A 17,135-nucleotide genomic window follows, 5' to 3' on the forward strand; every position below is an offset into this window, starting at 1 on the left:
AGGCTTTTTGTGTATGGGCGGCAGTGAAATTGCTATTTTGGCAGATGCGGCGGGCGGCTCCTCGTTCAGAATGCGTTCAGAGGCAATTGGTATAATTAGGGCGATAATAATTGGATTTGGATAGGAAAAAGCATAAGGATAAGGAGAGGAAAGCGTGAAGAAGAAGGGATTCATAGGTTTATTGACCGCTATCATAGCAATCCATTTTATATTTGGCGGACTATATGGAACTGGAACGGTGCATGCAAGCTCCTTGGCCGGACCGCCGCTGGCGGCTATAGCCGGGCATGATTTTACGTATGGCGCTTATGTAGGGGCTCCTTATTATATTGGTATTCAGGATGGAGGCACGAAGGAGTATCATGCTTTTGTGCGATTCAACAAAACGGCGAGCGCACCTGCCGGTTACAAGGTTTACTTGCGAATTAATGTAGGCAATAACCTTGGTGGTGGAGATGAAGGTCTGGCCGTTCGTGGAACGCCTATCGCCAAAGTATGGGCATACAAGACGACGCTCCTTCCAACCAGTGTGGAGAACGCGCATACAGGCTGGCCTAGCATGAGTGATGTGCTGAATACACCCAGCAAGTACGAACTATTGGATAGTGTGATGAGTGGAATTGTCGCTGGAAAGCTGCTTTCCTTCGATGTCACGAATTATTTCAATAATGCTTCGAACGGAATGCTAACATTCTTTCTGACAGGCACAGAAAGCTTGAATGGAACCAACGTTGATCGGTATCGGTTTGATGCCGATCCGTATATTGTTTATGAACAAACCGTTGTGAATCAAGCTCCGACCGTGACAGACTATACGGAATCGGTAGATGAGGACGAATTCGTGACTGGTAACATTGCTGGCTCCGATAACGATGGCGACATGCTGACCTATTCGGTGTCGCAGCAGGCAGCGAATGGGACGGCAACGGTCGATGCGTCAACGGGGGCATGGGAATATAATCCGAATGCGAATTATCACGGTCAGGACGTATTTAAGGTGTTGGTTAGCGATGGCAAAGGGGGGACGGCGACAAGCACGGTTACGATTACCGTCAACCCGGTGAATGATCCGCCTGTTACGAGCGACGACACCGCGACAACCAATAAAAATGAGAAGACGACGGGTCAGGTGACGGCAAGCGATGTGGACGGCGATACGCTGACCTATTCCATTTCGCAGCAGGGGGATCGTGGTTCGGCAGCGGTCGATCCGGCGACCGGAGCATGGGAATATACTCCGATGGATGGTTATTATGGCCAGGACGTTTTCGAGATCGAGGTTAGTGATGGCAACGGCGGCATAGCAACGAGCACAATAAGTGTAACGATTGTGAACGTCAATGTAGCTCCGACAACGTCGGACGATACGGCCACGACCGACGAGGATACAAGTATGACTGGTCAGGTAACGGCAATGGATACGGATGGCGATATGCTGATCTATTCGGTATCGCAGCAGGCAGTGAACGGGACGGCAACGGTTGATGCGTCATCGGGGGCATGGGAGTATAGTCCGAATGCGAATTATCATGGCCAGGACGTATTCAAGATTGAGGTTAGCGATGGCAATGGTGGCATGGCAACCAGCACCATTACCGTAACTGTGACGCCGGTGAATGATCCTCCTGTTACGAGCGATGACACCGCGACGACCAATAAAAATGAGCAGACGACGGGTCAGGCCACGGCAAGCGATGTTGAGGGCGATACACTGACGTATTCCATTTCGCAGCAGGCGGCTCATGGTTCGGCAGCGGTTGATCCGGTGACTGGAGCATGGGAATATAACCCGGATGAGGGTTATCACGGTCAGGATGTATTCAAGATCGAGGTTAGCGATGGTAACGGCGGCATAGCAACGAGTACGATAAGTGTAACGGTTGTAAACATAAATGTAGCTCCGACAACGTCGGACGATACGGCCACGACTGACGAGGATACAAGTACGACTGGTCAGGTAATCGCAACGGATGCGGATGGCGACACGCTGATGTATTCGGTATCGCAGCAGGCAGCAAGCGGAACGGCAACGGTCAATCCGTCGACCGGAGCATGGGAGTATGCTCCGAATGCGGATTATTACGGCCAGGACGTATTCAAGATATTGGTTAGCGACGGCAACGGAGGTACGGCGACTAGCACCATTACCGTAACTGTGACGCCGGTGAATGATCCGCCGACAGCTGCGGATGATTCTGTAACGACTGATGAGGACACAGCGGTTACCGGACAAGTATCGGCAAACGATGTGGAGGGTGACACGCTGACTTATTCCATTTTGCAGCAGGCTACCCATGGAATCGCAACGGTTAATTCGACGAGCGGAGCGTGGGAATATACTCCGGACGCTAATTATTATGGTCAGGATGTATTTAAAATTGAAGTAAGCGATGGCAACGGAGGCACGGTGGTTAGTACGATATCGGTTACGATTACCCCGGTAAATGACGCTCCCGAATTGACGGGTATTGCCGCAACTCCATTAGAGCTATTGGATACGGATACGGAGCAACCCTTTACTGGCGTATCGATAGAGGATGCGGATCCCGATCAGACGCTAACGGTCAGCATCGCACTGGATACTGCGGCAAAAGGCGAATTTACCGCTGCCTCCCTTCAGGCATCCGGCTTCAGTCTGGTTGGCAGTCAATACGAGGCAAGCGGAACAGCCGATGATCTGACTATAGCCATTCGCCAATTGGTATTTGCGCCGAAGGCGAACCGGGTTGCTCCGGGAACGACGGAGACCGTTGTTTTAACTGTGACGGTGGATGACGGGATAGCTGCGCCAGTTGTGGACAGTCAGACTTCTTTGGTTGTGACGTCGGTGAATGACATCCCGACGGTAAGTGCGATTGCCAATCAAAGCATAAGCAGAAATACAGCTACGCAGGCTCTAAGCTTTACTATTACAGATCCTGACGCAGAGCCGAGCGATTTTACAGTAACTGCAGAATCGAGCAATACCGCTCTTGTTCCGCTCAGCGGAATTACACTAGCGGGAAGCGGGAAGCAGCGCACGGTTACCGTGGAGCCTGCTCAAGGAATGCAAGGCTCAGCTGCCATTACGATCCATGTATTGGACAGCAGTCTGGCGGAAGGCACAACGAGCTTTACGGTGACTGTGGGGAACACCAAGCCTGTTGTGACGACGATTGCTCCTCAGCAAATGGATGAGGACGATGTATTGGGCTTGACACTGTCGGGTACGGATGAGGATCAGGATGCGCTGACCTTCCTAGTCGACGATCAGGCGGAGCACGGGCAAGCGGTTATTATCAATGGCAATCAACTCACCTACACGCCGAATCAGGATTTTAACGGGGACGACAGCTTTACAATAAAGGCCTTTGACGGGGTGGATGAATCCGATCCGGTTACGGTCCAGGTGACGGTCACGCCGGTGAATGACCGGCCGGCAGCTGAGAATGCAAGCTACGATGTAGAAAGTCTGACATCTTTGACCCAAAAGCTGCATGCAACGGATGTGGATGGAGATTCATTGACCTTCCGCCTGCTCACAACCGGTACGAAGTCCTCCAGCGTGACGATTATTAACGGCGATGAGTTTGTTTATGTGCCGAGTCCTGGTCAGCTAGGGGCAGACAGCTTCACATATGTAGCTTCGGACGGACAGGAGGATTCTGATACAGCCGTTATTACAGTAAATATTACACCTTATGGAATTAGCGAATTAGGGGCGCTTTCGACCAGCACGGGCAGCCTTTCTCCTACTTTCCACAAGGATACGCTGAGCTACGAGCAAAATGTAGCTTATGCAGTTGAAGCAACGACGATTACAGCTGAAGCCTTTGATCCGCTTGCGACGGTAACGATAAACGGCCAATCGGCAGAAAATCCGGTTACAGTGCAGTTAAGTGTCGGTCTGAATGAAATTCCGGTCACGGTTATGGCGGCTGACTCAACAAAGCCGAGCCGTACTTACCTGGTGAAAGTGACCCGCGCCCAGCAAAGCTCAGGTTCAACTCCTTCAACAGGCACTTCCGTACAAACGGGGACAGTGGCAGCGGGAATCGGCATTTCAGTATATGTAGACGGAGTGAAGCAAGAGCAGACGGCTACGGTGCAGACGTTCACCAGCAATCAGCTGCGCTATGCGACAGTAACGCTCGACAACGACAAAATCATTAAAAAGCTAGAGTCCGAATCCAATCGCGAAGTCACGATTCCGTATACAGAAGCCGCAGATAGCGTGAACAGCTTATTGAATGGTCAACTGCTCAAGGTAATGACAGATAAAACGGCGACGCTTGAAATTCAAACGGCCTCAGCCTCTTATGCATTCCCGGCTTCGCTTATCCCTGTGGATGCGATTGCCAAGGAGCTAGGAGCGCAGAACAGCTTAAAGGACATTATTTTCAGCATCACAATAGCAAAATCGGCAAAATCGGAGTCTGATCAAGTATATGCTGCGGCATCCGGCCAAGGTATGGAGATTGCCGCCTCGCCGCTGGAATTCCATATTTCAGCTTCTTACAACGGAAAGCAGACGGCTGTCTCCACTTTCAGCGGCTATGTGCAAATGATGATTCCAATGCCGGAGGGCGCTGATGCGAGTCGTATTACGACAGGAGTCGTGCTGCATTCCGATGGACAGCTCTATCATGTACCAACCAATATTACGAAGCTGAACGGGAAGTATTATGCAGTGATCAACAGCCTGACGAACAGTACGTACTCCGTCATTTGGCACCCGCGGGAGATGCAGGATCTGGCGAAGCATTGGAGCCGCGATGAGGTGAACGACCTGGCCTCCCGCATGGTTGTACAAGGGACGAGCGAGACGGCCTTCTCTCCGGATGCTTCTATTACCCGCGCTGAGTTTGCGGCGATTATCGTACGTGGTTTAGGCTTGCGCCCAGCGGCTCTACAAGGGCAAAGTAAGTTTTCAGATGTACAGGCCGGAAGCTGGTATGCCGGTTATACGGAAACAGCTGCGGCTTATGGTCTTATTACCGGCTATGCTGACGGCACATTTGGCCCCCTAAAGACAATTACACGCGAGGAAGCAATTGCGATTATCGCAAGAGCTGTAGCTTATACGAAGCTGAGTGCTTCGGGATCTATGGATAAGCTGTCCGCTTTCGTGGACCAGAATGAAATCAGCAGTTGGGCGAAAGATGCTATGGCCGCTGCGGTTGAGCTTCAAATTGTGACGGGGAATTCCGGACAGCTGCATCCGCAGGACGACATTACCCGTGCGGAGGCTGCTGCACTCATTCGCAGACTTCTGCTGCAGGCTGATTTAATCAACGGGTAGTCTGCTAAACAATCGGCACAGAACAAATAATCCGAGGAGGAAATTAAAATGGCAGATTCATATTTAGGCGAAATCAGGCTGTTTGTCGGCACGTACGCGCCGCAGGATTGGGAACTATGCAACGGGCAAGTGCTGCCGATTAAGAATAATGAGGCGCTGTTCGGCCTTCTCGGGGCAACCTACGGAGGGGACGGGCAAACGACGTTCGCCCTACCGGATTATCGGGGCCGGGTTCCCATTCATATGGGGACCAGCTCAACGGGCAGCAAATTTTCTCTGAAAGATAAAGGCGGTAAGGAGACGGTTCAGTTGACGCAGGCACAGCTGCCGGCCCATACGCATATGGCGGCAGCCCAGCAGTCCGCAGGCGATGAGGCGTCTCCGACAGGCCATTTTTGGGCGGCGAGCACGGTCAAGCAATATTTTGAAGGAACAGCAGCGCCTAACGCCGCGATGAACAAAACTGCTTTGTCCACGGTAGGTGGCAATCAGGCACATAACAATATGATGCCTTTCATGGCACTAACTTATATTATTTGTATGCGAGGCACCTATCCGATGAGGCAGTTTTAAGCATATAAGACAATAGCTAATCAAGAGGAGGAAGGCGTTTATGGAAGAATGGTTTCTTGGCGAAATACGTTTGTTTGCAATCGACTACGCTCCTGTAGGATGGGCCCAATGCAATGGACAAATACTTAAAGTGAGTGAGAACCAAGCTTTATTCTCGATAATTGGCAATAAATTCGGTGGGGATGGCCAAGCCACTTTCCAACTGCCAAATTTGCAGGGAAGGGCTGCCCTAAACCCAACAACAGACGAAGTATTCCCTGTATATTCGAACGGCGGAACAGAAACGCATGCCTTGACGATAAATGAAATTCCCCAGCACACGCATTCGCTGTCTGCCAGCTCAGCCACAAGTACAAAGGGCGCGGCTGCCTCCAATGTATGGAGTGAAAGCAGCGCAAAGGCCTACAGCAAGACGGCGAACGGGTACATGTCGCCTCAGGCAATCGGGATGATGGGCGCGGGACAGGCCCATTCCAATATGCAGCCCTACGTGGTCGCAAATTTTTGCATTGCAATGACAGGGACTTATCCACCGAAAAATTAATTAGAATCAGAAAGCGAGGCTTGACATGGACGCTTTTATTGGAGAAATTCGCTTATTTACAGGAAACTTCGCTCCGCGGGGCTGGGCCTTTTGTCATGGACAGCAGGTTTCTCTCCCGTACAATCAACCATTGTACTCGATAATAGGAGGTGCGTTTGGCTCGGACTATAAAACGTATTTTACATTGCCTGATTTGCGGGGCCTAGTGCCGATACATCAAGGCAGCGGGGTAGATCTGACTCCGAGGAAGTGCTATGAAAAGGGCGGCAGCATGACAGAAACGATTACCACCTTTGAAATGCCGAATCATACACATCAGTTGAACGCTCAGACATTGGGAAATACGACGGATACAATCAATAATATTTGGGCCACTACACCGCGGGGTACTACAGTTAGTGTGTATAATGAAGAACAGCCGAATGCCAACATGCATGTGAATGCTATAACTGCAAGCGGGGGGTCTCAAGCACACAATAATATACAGCCATACTTGGCGATAAATTATATTATCTGCCTGGATGATGGCGTGTATCCGGTTAAAGCTCAGTAGCAGCAGCGGAGAATAGGATAAAAAAGAAGCGGCCCTGCACAAACGCGTTGGCGAATGTGCAGGGCCGCTTCTTCTTCATGATGAATGGCAGAAGGTTGTATGCTGCTTCCTTATGCCATCGTCTGCGATAGCACGATGCCGCCGTAAGCGAAGGCGACGCAGATGACGATCGCCGGATGGATCTTCTTGCGCTCCATCGCCCAGTAGGCGACGGCGGCAATGGCAAGTGTCTGCCAAAGGCCGGCGGATTGCACGGCTGTGCTTGCCATTTGCCAAGTGAGCAGCAGCATCATGATGGCGACAACGGGTTGCACGAGCAGCGTCATCCCTTTGACGATGGGAGATTGGCGATGCTTTTGCAGCAGCTTAAGCAGAAAAATCAGCGCCACAGCCGAAGGTACAATCGTTGCTGCAAGCGCGATTGCCATGCCTGGAATGCCGTATACATCATAACCGACGAACGCGGCGATTTTCGTAGCAATCGGCCCCGGAAGGGCATTGCCAAGCGCGAGTATGTTTGAAAATTCAGCATCGGTTGACCAGTGGTAACGGTCCACGACCTCATGATACATGAGCGGAATGGAGGCAGGACCGCCGCCATAGCCTAAAATATTTGCGAGAAAAAAACCAATAATTAAATCCAACCAATCCATAGTGACTGCTCCTTATGCGCTCGCGCTCGTATTGTTGTCTTTATCGCGCCGATTGTTTCTCCACTTCTTCACCCAGGCGGCAGCCTTGAAATGCATCGCCCCATAGAGAAGGAAGGCGGCAATAACGACCGCATCCTGAATATTCACGACCTGCAGCAGCAGAAAAGCGAGCGCACAGCTGATGAGCCCAGTTACCCAGCCCAGTCCCTTCACCGCACGGTTGCCGAACTCATATGCCATTACGCCAAGCATGACTGCGATAACGGGAATAACCGCGGCGATCATTCCCTGCACAACAGCCGAGCCGCTAAGAATTTGTACAGCGGACAGCAAGGCGATCATCGCGATGGCCGAAGGCAAAATATGAGCAAGTACAGCGGCGAGCGCGCCCAGCCAGCCTTGCAGCCGGTAGCCGAGATAAGCGGCCATCTTGGTGGCTATGGGTCCGGGCAATGCGTTGGCCAGTGCCAAAATTTCAGCAAATTCCTCATCATTAATCCAGTCGTAGCGGGTAACCGCCTCATGCCGAATTAAAGGAATAACAGAAGGGCCGCCCCCAAAGCCGAAAATGCCCGTTTTAAACATCGCCAAGGAAAGCTGTCCATATGCTTTGGCGCTTGTTGTCGTCTCCATTTTTTACAGCCTCATTCCCATTCTACTTTTGTAGCGATTGATTAAAACCTGGCAATCAACGCTCATGATGCCGGGCAGCGGGTACAGTTTTTCTTTCAAAAATAGCTCCATTTCCTGATTGCTGGTGAACAGGCCATGCATATGCAGCTTGCTGGGGCCTGTCATGTGATACAGACTAGTGACGACGGGCTCCTCGGATAAGCGATCGGCTACTTCATGCAGAAATTTAGGCTCCACCTCGACATTGAAAAAAGCCGATACCGTCACGCCAATTTTCTCCGGATTGATGACGGCTGTGAAGCGCTCAATAACGCCTTGCTCCAGCAGGGTGTTGATTCTGGCTTGCACAGCAACGCGGGATAAACCGATATCCTTGGCTAAGTCAGTGTAAGATATCCTTCCGTTAATATGCAGGGCAGCGATGATTTTACGATCAATATCGTCAATGGCGTGCTCCGCCTGGGCGGGCGGCATTTTGGATTGCATATGAAAAGCTCCTTTTGCTCCTTCGAGCGAGAATATCAAAACGTATGTGATAAGTTCGATTCGATTACGATATGAATAAATATATAACCAAATTCATTCCTTATCAATATGAAATTTGTCAATCGTGGGCAAAAAGAATTTTATAGTTGCCACTAGCCGAACTGCCATGTTACTTTAATACTCAATAGATCATGTCAGATAACTTGACTTATAAAGGGTGGAATAGCATGAACAAGCCGATAATCGGCACGAAGGCCATGGTTGTAAGCCCCCACCATCTGGCTTCGGCAGCAGGGGCGCGAATACTAGAGCAAGGCGGCAACGCCTTTGATGCTGCAATTGCGGTCAGCGCTTGTCTAGCTGTCGTCTATCCGCATATGACGGGACTTGGCGGAGACTCGTTTTGGCTCACATACGAACATAAGGAACAGCAGGTGAGAGCCTATAATGCTAGCGGGCGATCCGGCAGTTTTGCAACGCGCGAGGCTTATGCTGGCGAAGCTGCGATTCCGGTACGCGGGCCGCGCAGCGCTATTACAGTTCCGGGCATGGTGGACGGCTGGCATGCCGTGCATAGCCAATATGGGCGTCTGCCTTTTGCACAGGTGTTAGATATGGCTATTGGATATGCGGAAGACGGCTTTCCGATGTCGCCGGATCAATATGAAAATACGGTGCAGCATGCGGACATGCTGGCACAATTTCCAGCTACTGCGGCGGTATACCTGCCGCAAGGGCGCGTTGTTCAGGCGGGGGAGCGCTTTGTGCAGCGCGACCTCGCAGCGAGTCTTCGCGCTATCGCGGAGCAGGGGCGCGATGCTTTCTATAAAGGCGATATTGCGGAGCGGATCGCTGCTTATTTGCAGAGCAGCGGCGGGCTGCTGACCAAGGAAGATTTTGCCGTGCATGCGGGCGAATGGGTTGCGCCGCTTAAAGGCTCTTACCGTGGGCATGACGTGTACCAGGTGCCGCCGAACTCGCAAGGCTTTGTGGCGCTGATGGCGCTGCAAATGTTGGAGAACTATGATCTGAAAAGCTACGGGCATGGCTCATACACGTATTATCATCTTATGATTGAGGCGCTTAAGCTCGGCTTCCGCGACCGCAATTTATTTTTGACGGACCCTGCTTTTGCGGAAATTCCGCTCGAACGCTTGCTGAGCTCTGCCTATGCGGCGGAGCTTGCAGCTTCTATTAAGCTGGATGAGGCCTGCTCCATCGATACGAAGCCTGTCGGCAATGATACGGCCTATGCGGCGGTCGTGGATGAGGAGGGCAACGCGGTTTCCTTCATTCAGAGCTTGTATTTTGAGTTTGGCTCAGGCGTTGTAGCTGGGGATACGGGCATTTTGCTGCAAAATAGAGGGTCCTTCTTCTCGTTGGAGCCCCAGCACGTGAACCGTTTGGAGCCGCGCAAGCGGACTTTCCATACGCTGATGCCAGCCATGGCGTGCCTGAATGGCAAGCCAAGCCATCTGTTCGGCACGCAGGGCGGCGAAGGGCAGCCGCAGACACAGGTGGCGATCCTTACGCGGATGATTGATTTTGGCATGAATCCGCAGCAGGCGGTGAATGAGCCGCGCTGGGTGTGGGGCCGCACATGGGGAGCGCAAACACAGGAGCTGAAAGTAGAGAGCCGCCTAGCAGACGAGGTTACGGAGCAGCTTGAGAAAGCCGGGCATGATGTTCGCCGCATGAAAGAGTTTGACGGCATTATGGGCCACGCCCATGCGATCACGATTAGCAAGGACGGCGTCCTTAGCGGCGGAGCTGATCCGCGCAGCGATGGAGCGGCAATTGGCTGGTAAGCGGCTCGACTCGGAAGTGTGTGCAAAACGTATGGCAAAGAGTAAAGCAGATCGGCTGTGATGGGCAGCCCATTTTTCAGCCGCGAGTGCGGAGTTGGTTGTAGGCAAAGATACCGAAATCGGCCTGATCGCTAGAATATAGGCGGAGCAGGTTGGACAGGAGAGACAGCAATCATGCAGCATAAAATAATGGATACATTCCATGCTTTTATTAAGCCGGAGCTCACGCTTCCGGCAACTCATACGGGCAATTTAGACGGCCTACGTTTTGCGGTTAAGGATGTGTTCGCGATTAAAGGGCATATAAGCAGCGCGGGCAACCCCGACTGGCTGCGCACACACGAAGCGGCGGAGCATACCGCCTCAACCATAGAACGGCTGCTTGACGCGGGAGCGGCACTGACCGGAGCAACGCATACCGATGAATTAATGTACAGCATCAATGGGCAAAACGCCCATTACGGCACGCCGATTAACCCGCTTGCGCCGGGTCGCATACCGGGGGGCTCTTCCAGCGGTTCTGCCGTGGCCGTTGCAGCGGGGGCAGTGGATTTTGCACTCGGGACGGACACAGGCGGCTCGGTTCGCGTGCCCTCCGCCTATTGCGGCGTCTATGGTTTTAGGCCGACGCATGGCGCAGTTGCGATGGATGGCGTCATTCCTCTGGCTCCGAGCTTTGATACGGTAGGCTGGATGGCACGGGACAGCACGCTGCTGCTGAAGGTTGGCGAGCTGCTGCTTGCTGCGGAGGCGGCCGCCCGAGTGGAGGGCGATGCAGCTGCTGCTGCGGATGTAAAGCTCTTCAGCCGCTTGCTGATCGCAGAAGATGCATGGAGCAAGGCGGATTCTACTAGCGTACTACAGCTGAGACCATTCGTTGCTGAACTGGAGGCCGTTATCGCAAATACCGAGCGGCTGACGCTTGCCCCAGAAGGGCTTGACCAGTGGCTGGAAGCATTCCGCACGATTCAAGGTTTGGAAATTTGGCAGACGCATGGCGAGTGGATTACGCGCGAGCAGCCTGCTTTTGGCCCAGGGATAGCGCAGCGATTTCGCTGGGCGAGCACTTTGCGCAACGAAGACAGCGAGCAAAAGTTAGAGGAACAGTGCAGCATTCGTGCCAAGCTGCGAGAGCTGCTTGGAATAGATAGCCTGCTTGTCCTCCCAACCATTCCCGGAACGGCGCCGGACCGCCACATTAGTGGAGAAGCGGCAGACAAGCAGCGTGCTCTAACGATGCAGCTATGCTGTATAGCAGGGCTGTCAGGCTTGCCGCAGGTAACGCTTCCGGTTGGCGAGGTGGATGGGGCACCAATTGGTTTATCCATTATTGCAGGGGCAGGGCAGGATTTGAAGCTGCTGCGATGGATAGTGCAGCATGCGGAATTATGGGAGCGAAGGAGAGGCGGCAACATAAAATGAAGCTGGTGACGATCCATTACGAGGGTGTGGAGCAAGCGTGCATTAAAATTGAAGATCGCTATGTGCGGCTCTATACGATTAATCAGTTGGAGCAGATGGGTTGGCCCATTAACGTGTTTGAACTGCTGCGATTAGGGCAATTGGATGCGTTGACGACATGGTATAACGAGGGCGGTCGTGAAAAGATCGGAGCGATGGAGTTTGTGCAAAGCGAAGCGATGACAGCTGCGCCATTATATCGCCATCCACGAAAAATTTGGGGTATCGGCATGAATTATGTGAAGGAAGCGGCCAAGCGTGAGATACTATTCGCTGAAGCTGATCCGGTCAGCTTTATGAAGCCGGATACGTCGCTTATCGGCCCAAATACGGCAATTGAGCTGCCTGCCCAGCAGACGGAGCATGTGACGGCGGAGGCTGAGCTGGCGATGATTATCGGGCGTACTTGCAAAAATGCAACCGAAGCCGAAGCAATGGGCTGCGTAGCGGGTTTTGCCGTATCAGTCGACGTAACGGCTGCGGATATTCATGCCAAGCATCAGCGTTTCCTGACGCGTGCCAAAAGCTTTGATACTTTTTTTGGCTTCGGCTCGGAGTTGATTACGCGCGATGAAATCGCGGACTTACCCCAGCTGGCAGTGGAAACCTGGCATAACGGCGAGCTTGTCCATCGCAATGTGCTGGCTAACATGATTTATCAGCCGGCGTACCTCGTCGCCTTTCATTCGCAGGTCATGACGCTGCTGCCCGGCGATGTGATTTTGACAGGGACGCCTGGTGCAGCCGTCATTCGCGATGGCGACGTCATCGAGGCGCGCATTGCCGGCTTTGAGCCGCTGCTGCATCCGGTTAAAGCGGATGTTCAGGACAATCGCTTACTGAATCAGTCAGAAACAGAAACAGAAAGCTGAAGAAGCTTTAGCAGATAATTGTGATCCCAACCGCAAATTTTCAGCTTGGTGCGCATGCTGCCCTTCATTGTGTTTTCTTTCTTTACCAGATTAAGGGCAAGATGACGCAAGACATTGTGGTATTCTGCCCCATGCCCGCTGCAAGGTCTTTGCGAGAAGCAGTTTGGCTAAAATCCATTCCTTTACGGTCCTGTGCCGCAGGGAAGTCTGCTGCAACAGAAGATGCTGCATTATTGTAAGCAGGTGGAACTGGCGTTTGCGCAGGAGTCCAATCAACGAACTTCCGTCATGAAGCACAAGAAGGTGCCGATTCGTACAACCGAACACGTTGAGAAATATGTAGCCCAAGAGATTCAGGTTTAGCTAATCTCGCTAACGCTTCAGCAATTTTACCCTGAAAATAAGTTTTCTGAATATTCATTCTTCGGAATAACTGATGTTTTATGCTAATGGCAGTGCCAAAATTTTGATTAAAATATTTTTTTTGGAGAAAATACTAGTAATAATGGATTGAATGTTTTATAATATGAAAAATACAAAAAAATGGATTGAATGATTGTTTTAGAGAAAATTACATACAAAAAGACCGATATCAGTCTACTTTGGACGGTGAGCTGATATCGGCCTGGCAGCCTAGTTTGTTTTTGATGCAAAAAAAAGGCTATTCCTAGTTTATCAGATTATATTTCGCTTGTAAAGAATTCTGAAGTAATACTTTGAGGAAGCTAAATTAAAGTGATTTATTAGAGTTTGTGTAATTAATGTGGCTCAATCTAAAAATTTGTGGTTTACAATCCAAGGTGAATTTAAGGTGGGTTCCTGAAGTGAGTGAAATAGTGCTTTGTTAAAGAGTTTCAATAAGCTAAATTGGATATGAAGAAGTAAAAGATTAACAATATTGTAGTCTTTCGCAATTAAATGAAGCAAATCGGGGTCTGAATTGAACTGTTTACGACACTAGAAAATGGGCGCTTTCTACGGATCCTATTCTTGTTTCTGGCTGACGTACTCGGCATCAATGTGGTGGCCGATCATATAAACATTGATGTTTCAAGAAAACCCTTGTCCCATCTGCCGAGGCGAATGACGAGAGGATATCATTATAAAATGAGGAATGTATTAAATGAAAAAAACAATAATAACAGGTAAATTTTTATTAGCAACTATTTTATTTGTTTTTATTATAGGGTGTAGTTTGAATAAATCTCCAGAAGAAAAAGTGAGCATATCGATTTTATATAGTTCTCTCTCCGAATTTAAAAACGACGTAGGGGATTCTATTGACGAGAAATTTGATGATGTAAATATTAGAGTTATTGAGTATAAATCTGTACTTGGTGAGGGAATGTGGAACGATTTTGAATATGTCCCTGTTTCAGGGGGCGATTGGGATGTGAAATCTTTAATTGATTTGATAAATAAAGAAAAACCGGACATTATTTATTTTCCAGCCTCTATTTTTTCAGTTTTCATTAACGAAAATATGTTGCAGGATGTTACTGATTACTCAAAAACGAATTCTGAAGTTTCAGGGATAGACCCAGTTATATTGGAAGCAATGCAAACGATGGGTGATGGAAGAATCTATTTTCTTCCGGACTCCATGGCATCACAAGCTGTCTACTATAACAAAGACATATTTTTGGAATATGGAATTTCAGAGCCGGCCGATTTCATGAGTTGGGACGATCTTTTTGAATTGTCTTCCAAGATTGCGCAGCAGGGTGTTCAAGACAATATTTCTGGGTTGCAGACTCCCAATTACAGCCTTGTTGATATATTTCTACAAATCGGCAAACAGAATGGTTTGAGTTGGTACGATTCAAATAAAAATAAAGCGTTTTTTTCGAGTGAATCTTGGAAAAATGTATTAGGTTTAGTTATTCAAAAGTATAAGTTGGACAGCAAAACGCAAATTTCGGATAAGCGGTCTTCTGAATTGTTTATCGATGGTAAAACAGCAATGGTTTTAGACACCTTTCGATTGAGAGATGAACTTGTGAATCATCAAGAAATGAATTGGAGCGTTGTCACACAACCTGTAGGTGAATTTTTAACGGATTCGAGCAGCTCGCTTGCGTTCCAATATCTGAACGGAATATACAATCAAACCCCACAGTCAGATAAGTCACGAGAGATTTGGTCCTACCTGAATAGTGAAGAGATTTCTAGAAATAAACATAATGCAAATATGTTCAGGTACACATTGCCTGTAAGATCCAATCTCATTAGCGATAGCGATATGAGAAATCTCGCCGCATTCTATAAATTAAAACCAATGGTTACCTCAGCAAGTAGGGAAAACGATTTACCTATTGCATCAGAGAATGCTGTGAAGTTGTATTTATTTGATCAGATGCAAAAAATTATAAAAGAAGAAATTAGCATTGATGAGGCAACATCTTTATGGGAAGTGGAAGTACCCGCAATTTTAATGAAAAAATAAGTGGAAATAATTTTAAGATGGAGGATTAATGAATAAGAAGATTAAATTGATCTTAGTTTTTAGCGCTTTTTTATTACTAGTTGGATGTGTTTCATCTCCGAGGAAGGAAGAAGAAAGAGATTATTCTAATCAAACTATTCGTATTTATACACCCGATACAGAACAAATTTTTTATCGAAACTACGGAAATTACATTCTTAAGCAATTTCCTGGATTAGATATTCAACTTATTCAAGCAAACTTTCAATTAAGCGGGAAAGATAGGCTAGAAGAAGTAAAACGAGTGTCTCCGGATTTATCTATATCAAACTACACGGAGTATAAGAAAATGCGAGATGAATCTTACTTAATAGATCTTAACCCGATGATACAGCAGGCAGGATTTGATTTAAACAAATATTACAAAGATATGGTAAGCATTTTGAGCCAAGATGGATCATTATACGGTTTATCCCCTCGAGTTAATGTTTTGGGATTCTATTATAATAAAGAGTTATTTGATGAAAAAGGAGTTTCTTATCCAACAAGCGGAATGGATTGGTATGAATTCCTTCAAATGGTTGGTAGTTTTACAGACGGAATATCGGGTCTTGAAACGAATAGAGCTCCTAGTTCCATGCTTATGATGATTGCTGCCACGAATAAATGGAGCTTTATTAATCGTGAAAATAATAAAATTATGTTTAACGAGCAAGATTGGGTACAAGCAATAAACAGCATCGTTTCTTTATATAAGTCGAATTCTATTGGGAAAAAGGGAGGAAAATTGTTTATAGAAGGTAAATCGGCATTAATGGATTCGTCAATTTCTTTTGCTGATGAGCTTATTTCAAAGAATAATCAGCTTTCTTGGGGATTTGTTCCTTCACCAGTAAATACAAGTGAAAAAGCAGAAAGTCGCAGTGTTTTTTTGGATCAAGTTTTTTCGATTCCTTCTACCTCTGTTCAAAAAGAAATATCTTTAGAAATAGTAAAAGCAATTATGGACGAAGAAGCAGCGGACTATATTGATAGCAATCAGTTGTTTCCTAATATCTCAACCTTGTCGAACCGTATGAAAGATTATCATGGAGTAGACTTAGAAGCTTTTTGGCAGCAATCCATTGATGCAGATCCAGGCATTAACTTTGATGAATCGAATTATTCATGGGAATTCGTCGAAGAATTTTATGATATATTGAATAAAAGTCTACAAATGGCTATTGATGAGGATCTATCAGTAGAGGACTGCTTTGATATGATTCAAGAGAAAACGATTGAAGCCTTTGAGAAGGAGAGATTGCGGAATGAATGAAACAACTGAGCATCACCAGTTTTACAAGTCTAAAATTGAATACAAAATTGGGAGATATATTCCGAATAGTATTCGTCTATTTGAAGGATTTCCTAAAGAAGATATGTCTTGGATAAAAGAAAGTAATTATGGAAGTGTTCTTTATTTTTTTGGTGCTAATTGTCAAGCGTGTGATATTGAAGTCGCTTTTAAAACCTATTCAAATCATAAGGAATTTAATTATGTAATTTTTTGCGAAAATTATAATGATGAATTATTGAAAGAATATCAAACTAGGCATGAAAGTGTGAAAGTATATGCTTATAATTCTAGATGTATAAGCAGTGAAATAGGTGTTAATGTCGTTCCGTTTATGTTAGTGGTCAATAAAATAGGTCAAATAATTACTGCGGGAGTTGTTAATAGCTATGATCACTCACAAGAACTGTTAAGTCCTTTGGTACGCACTGTACAGAGAAGTATATGAAAAGGTTCTATAGTGTAATTAGGTTATCCTTTAACTCTTTTAAAGAAGTATATAGTTTTAATCGT

Annotated in this window: 13 protein-coding genes; 10 read left to right on the forward strand and 3 right to left on the reverse strand. The window is 48.0% G+C overall.

All coding sequences use genetic code 11. The features are described 5' to 3' along the window. The first annotated feature begins 154 nt into the window (after positions 1–154). From ASF12_RS16160 to ASF12_RS16175, 4 genes are read left to right on the forward strand one after another with little or no spacing between them, the layout of a single operon-like run. Entirely contained in the window at positions 155–5,281 is a 5,127-nt protein-coding gene (locus ASF12_RS16160) for an Ig-like domain-containing protein (RefSeq protein WP_056036559.1), read from the forward strand. Between the two features lie 48 nt (positions 5,282–5,329). Beyond that, positions 5,330–5,854, forward strand: coding sequence for a phage tail protein (locus tag ASF12_RS16165; RefSeq protein ID WP_056036562.1), 525 nt, complete (start codon positions 5,330–5,332; stop codon positions 5,852–5,854). A gap of 40 nt (positions 5,855–5,894) precedes the next feature. After that, the gene (locus ASF12_RS16170; RefSeq protein WP_056036568.1) at positions 5,895–6,398 is read left to right on the forward strand and encodes a phage tail protein; all 504 of its coding nucleotides are present in this window, start codon (positions 5,895–5,897) and stop codon (positions 6,396–6,398) included. A 25-nt stretch (positions 6,399–6,423) separates the two neighbouring features. Then, positions 6,424–6,951 carry a phage tail protein gene (locus ASF12_RS16175; protein WP_056036570.1) on the forward strand — a complete coding sequence of 176 codons (528 nt, stop codon included), beginning with the start codon at positions 6,424–6,426 and terminating at the stop codon, positions 6,949–6,951. A 110-nt stretch (positions 6,952–7,061) separates the two neighbouring features. Here the strand turns inward: ASF12_RS16175 and ASF12_RS16180 are convergent, their stop codons facing one another. Genes ASF12_RS16180 through ASF12_RS16190 form a run of 3 tightly spaced genes read right to left on the reverse strand, consistent with a single transcriptional unit; the run spans position 7,062 to position 8,723 of the window. Beyond that, a complete protein-coding gene (locus ASF12_RS16180; RefSeq protein ID WP_056036572.1) occupies positions 7,062–7,604 on the reverse strand; it encodes a chromate transporter in 543 nt (180 codons plus the stop codon). Positions 7,605–7,616: 12 nt separating this feature from the next. Then, positions 7,617–8,237, reverse strand: a complete 621-nt coding sequence (locus tag ASF12_RS16185) for a chromate transporter (RefSeq protein ID WP_056036574.1) — start codon at positions 8,235–8,237, stop codon at positions 7,617–7,619. Between the two features lie 3 nt (positions 8,238–8,240). Continuing rightward, entirely contained in the window at positions 8,241–8,723 is a 483-nt protein-coding gene (locus ASF12_RS16190) for an Lrp/AsnC family transcriptional regulator (RefSeq protein WP_056036576.1), read from the reverse strand. 227 nt (positions 8,724–8,950) lie between these two features. On the opposite strand from ASF12_RS16190, the gene ggt reads away from it, so the two are divergent. From ggt to ASF12_RS16220, 6 genes are all read left to right on the forward strand, one after another. After that, positions 8,951–10,531: a gamma-glutamyltransferase gene (ggt, locus tag ASF12_RS16195; RefSeq protein WP_056036578.1), complete on the forward strand. Its 1,581-nt coding sequence runs from the start codon at positions 8,951–8,953 to the stop codon at positions 10,529–10,531. Positions 10,532–10,705: 174 nt separating this feature from the next. Next, positions 10,706–11,953, forward strand: a complete 1,248-nt coding sequence (locus ASF12_RS16200) for an amidase (RefSeq protein ID WP_056036580.1) — start codon at positions 10,706–10,708, stop codon at positions 11,951–11,953. Then, positions 11,950–12,864 carry a fumarylacetoacetate hydrolase family protein gene (locus ASF12_RS16205; protein ID WP_056036582.1) on the forward strand — a complete coding sequence of 305 codons (915 nt, stop codon included), beginning with the start codon at positions 11,950–11,952 and terminating at the stop codon, positions 12,862–12,864. Before ASF12_RS16200 ends, ASF12_RS16205 begins: the two co-directional genes overlap by 4 nt. A gap of 1,123 nt (positions 12,865–13,987) precedes the next feature. Next, positions 13,988–15,310 carry an ABC transporter substrate-binding protein gene (locus ASF12_RS16210; protein ID WP_056036584.1) on the forward strand — a complete coding sequence of 441 codons (1,323 nt, stop codon included), beginning with the start codon at positions 13,988–13,990 and terminating at the stop codon, positions 15,308–15,310. Positions 15,311–15,338: 28 nt separating this feature from the next. Then, positions 15,339–16,604 carry an ABC transporter substrate-binding protein gene (locus ASF12_RS16215; protein ID WP_056036586.1) on the forward strand — a complete coding sequence of 422 codons (1,266 nt, stop codon included), beginning with the start codon at positions 15,339–15,341 and terminating at the stop codon, positions 16,602–16,604. Beyond that, a complete protein-coding gene (locus ASF12_RS16220) occupies positions 16,597–17,070 on the forward strand; it encodes a hypothetical protein (protein WP_056036588.1) in 474 nt (157 codons plus the stop codon). The genes ASF12_RS16215 and ASF12_RS16220 overlap by 8 nt, the downstream gene beginning before the upstream one ends. The last annotated feature ends 65 nt before the right edge of the window (positions 17,071–17,135 follow it).

It is taken from the genome of Paenibacillus sp. Leaf72 (assembly GCF_001422685.1).
Lineage (GTDB): Bacteria > Bacillota > Bacilli > Paenibacillales > Paenibacillaceae > Pristimantibacillus.

Excerpts from the sequence above, each read along its gene's own strand:
- ASF12_RS16165 (WP_056036562.1), top strand. The coding sequence starts at position 5,330 with ATGGCAGATTCATATTTAGGCGAAATCAGGCTGTTTGTCGGCACGTAC.
- ASF12_RS16170 (WP_056036568.1), top strand. The coding sequence starts at position 5,895 with ATGGAAGAATGGTTTCTTGGCGAAATACGTTTGTTTGCAATCGACTAC.
- ASF12_RS16175 (WP_056036570.1), top strand. The coding sequence starts at position 6,424 with ATGGACGCTTTTATTGGAGAAATTCGCTTATTTACAGGAAACTTCGCT.
- ASF12_RS16180 (WP_056036572.1), bottom strand. The coding sequence starts at position 7,604 with ATGGATTGGTTGGATTTAATTATTGGTTTTTTTCTCGCAAATATTTTA.
- ASF12_RS16185 (WP_056036574.1), bottom strand. The coding sequence starts at position 8,237 with ATGGAGACGACAACAAGCGCCAAAGCATATGGACAGCTTTCCTTGGCG.
- ASF12_RS16190 (WP_056036576.1), bottom strand. The coding sequence starts at position 8,723 with ATGCAATCCAAAATGCCGCCCGCCCAGGCGGAGCACGCCATTGACGAT.
- ggt (WP_056036578.1), top strand. The coding sequence starts at position 8,951 with ATGAACAAGCCGATAATCGGCACGAAGGCCATGGTTGTAAGCCCCCAC.
- ASF12_RS16200 (WP_056036580.1), top strand. The coding sequence starts at position 10,706 with ATGCAGCATAAAATAATGGATACATTCCATGCTTTTATTAAGCCGGAG.
- ASF12_RS16205 (WP_056036582.1), top strand. The coding sequence starts at position 11,950 with ATGAAGCTGGTGACGATCCATTACGAGGGTGTGGAGCAAGCGTGCATT.
- ASF12_RS16210 (WP_056036584.1), top strand. The coding sequence starts at position 13,988 with ATGAAAAAAACAATAATAACAGGTAAATTTTTATTAGCAACTATTTTA.
- ASF12_RS16215 (WP_056036586.1), top strand. The coding sequence starts at position 15,339 with ATGAATAAGAAGATTAAATTGATCTTAGTTTTTAGCGCTTTTTTATTA.
- ASF12_RS16220 (WP_056036588.1), top strand. The coding sequence starts at position 16,597 with ATGAATGAAACAACTGAGCATCACCAGTTTTACAAGTCTAAAATTGAA.